Raw genomic sequence first — 2,288 nt, 5'->3', positions numbered from 1 at the left:
CATCTTCTAGGTTGTAAGTGTAGCGTATAATCGTGTGTATCAGGCTATAGGACAGCATCACGCCACCTCATTTTGGTCGCGAACAAAGTCTTTTAGGGGGTGGTTGTTCTGGCTTGTGTGGGCAGTACCAGTTGTCCACAGTTGTTAGCTATGCGAGGGGCGTGGATTAAGTTCCGCGCTCCTCTGGCTTATTCACTGAGGGTCTGTGTGCAGGTTCAGTGATGTCGTTCTGCACGTATTTTTGGGTTTTGAGTCCGCTATTTAGTGGTTATTTGGTGTGTTGAAAACAAGCCAAAAATAGGCTAAAATGTAAAAAAAATTCATTGTTCAATTACGCCCCCCTAGAGAGAGAAGGGGAAAAACTTAAATGAAAAACCAACTACTAAATAGCGAACTTTCTTTTTCAAAAAACGAAACTGAATTTTCTCTTCCCCAGTGGTGCTTTGAACTCGTCGAATGGGGTGCTGAACCTACTACCGCTCGAGAATTCTACACGGATATTTTTCAAGACCATCTCGCTCCCCACAGGGATAGGAACGATTATCAGACCGGCGAGTACACGGGCATCGCGCTAGAAATATCTCGAGAAGGCACAAAAACGACCCATAGAACCACGATAACGCAAGACCTAGGGGAATTATGGAACATCATCGATACAAGCGAGAAAACATGCTTTATCGCCCCTTTTAGCTACGCCGGGAAGAACCGGACGAACAAGAACGCGCGCTACATGCATGCCATGTGTATCGAAATCGACGGAATCAAAGGCGCTGGAGGTATACACGAGCTGTTCTACTCATGGAGGAGAGAAGTTGACCCCCTTCCTCAGCCGACCTATATCGTAGCAAGCGGAAGCGGACTGCACCTCTACTTTGTTTTTGAGAAGCCTGTACCCATGTATCCTAAGCTTTTCCAGCAGTGGAGCGTACTTAAGAAGCAACTGACACGCACATTCTGGAGTACGTATGTCACGACTCTTCACAATCATGTGCAGTATGAGAGTTTGAATCAAGCCTTCCGTATGCCAGGCACGCTCACGAAAAGTGGAGCGCGTGCTCTCGCTTTCCGTACAGGTGGCAAGGTTACGCCCCAGTACATGAACCATTTCGCATTAGAAGAAAACCGTGTAGACCTCACCGTCAAGAACGAGCACACGCTCGAAGAAGCCAAGGAACTCTACCCAGACTGGTATCAGCGCCGTATCGTGAACAAAGAAGAACGCGGACACTTCAGCCGATACGAAGGTATCTACCACAACTGGAAAAAGAAAATCTACAGTGGTGCGACCGTCGGGCATCGTTACAACTGCTTAGAAAACCTGTGTGCGCTGGCAGTGCAATGCAACATACCACGCGAACAGCTCGTCGAAGACTGCAACAAGCTTGCTAAACGTTTTGAGAAACTCACGGAAGAAGAAAATAACCACTTCACTCAATACGACATCGATAGCGCTTTACGCATTTACGATAATCCAACCGACAACGCGTACCGGAGAAAAGTAGAAATCGTCAGCGCCAGAACAGGAATCCCCCTCACACGCAACAAACGCAACGGACGACCGCAAAAACAACATGTACGAATCATGAACGCTGTTCGCGATGTTGTACATCCTGATGGAAGTTGGCGTGTTGGTAATGGTCGTAAGTCGAAGAGGGATGTTGTGAAGCGGTGGCGGTTGGATCATCCTGACGGCAGGAAGATTGATTGTCAGCGTGAGACGGGTTTATCGCGTCCTACGGTACTGAAANGGTGGGATGCTGAANAGCTGGCTGGGGGGGGGTGGAGCGTTGAGCGTAAGCCCCCGAAATGTGGCTGTGAAGGGGTGTTTTTAAGATGGGGGTATACTACGACCCCCCATATGTGACATGTGACACTCGACTGTGAGCGTTTGAGGGGATGTTTTTCTAGACTATCACGGGTTATTACACGGTGAGTCGGTATTCCCATTGGTGTTTGTCTGGCAGTTTCCCCCCGTTTGCGTTCCATGTGGCGGTTGCGCGGTTTCCTGTGGGAGTCTGCCCGTTCGCCGTGTTGTAGGTGAACTGGTTACTACTGTTTGCGCCTCTGGTCATTCCACAGACCTTCCGTTCGGTCTTCGTGTAGTGTAAGCCGTTTGGGTTGATCGTATCTGAGAACCAGAGGGCTTGACCACCGACTCGCGTACCCGTGGTGAACGTCGTGTTACGCATACGGTCAGCCGAGATACCCTGCTCAATACGCTTGACTGGGGGCGCTGGGGGTGTTTTTGGTTTGGCTGGCTCATCCTGAGAGAGCACGATAACATTAAT

1 protein-coding gene is annotated in these 2,288 nt (G+C 49.4%); it reads right to left on the bottom strand.

Going from position 1 to position 2,288, the window contains the following annotated elements; genetic code table 11:
* Positions 1–1,922 precede the first annotated feature (1,922 nt).
* Positions 1,923–2,288: hypothetical protein (locus tag ALMA_RS08230; RefSeq protein WP_211278359.1), on the bottom strand; the 366-nt coding region annotated here is incomplete at its 5' end.

It is taken from the genome of Alloscardovia macacae (genome assembly GCF_002259705.1).
GTDB lineage: Bacteria > Actinomycetota > Actinomycetes > Actinomycetales > Bifidobacteriaceae > Alloscardovia > Alloscardovia macacae.
The sequence above is the reverse complement of the archived record's forward strand: the minus strand, read 5'-3'. Positions and strand labels throughout refer to the sequence as shown.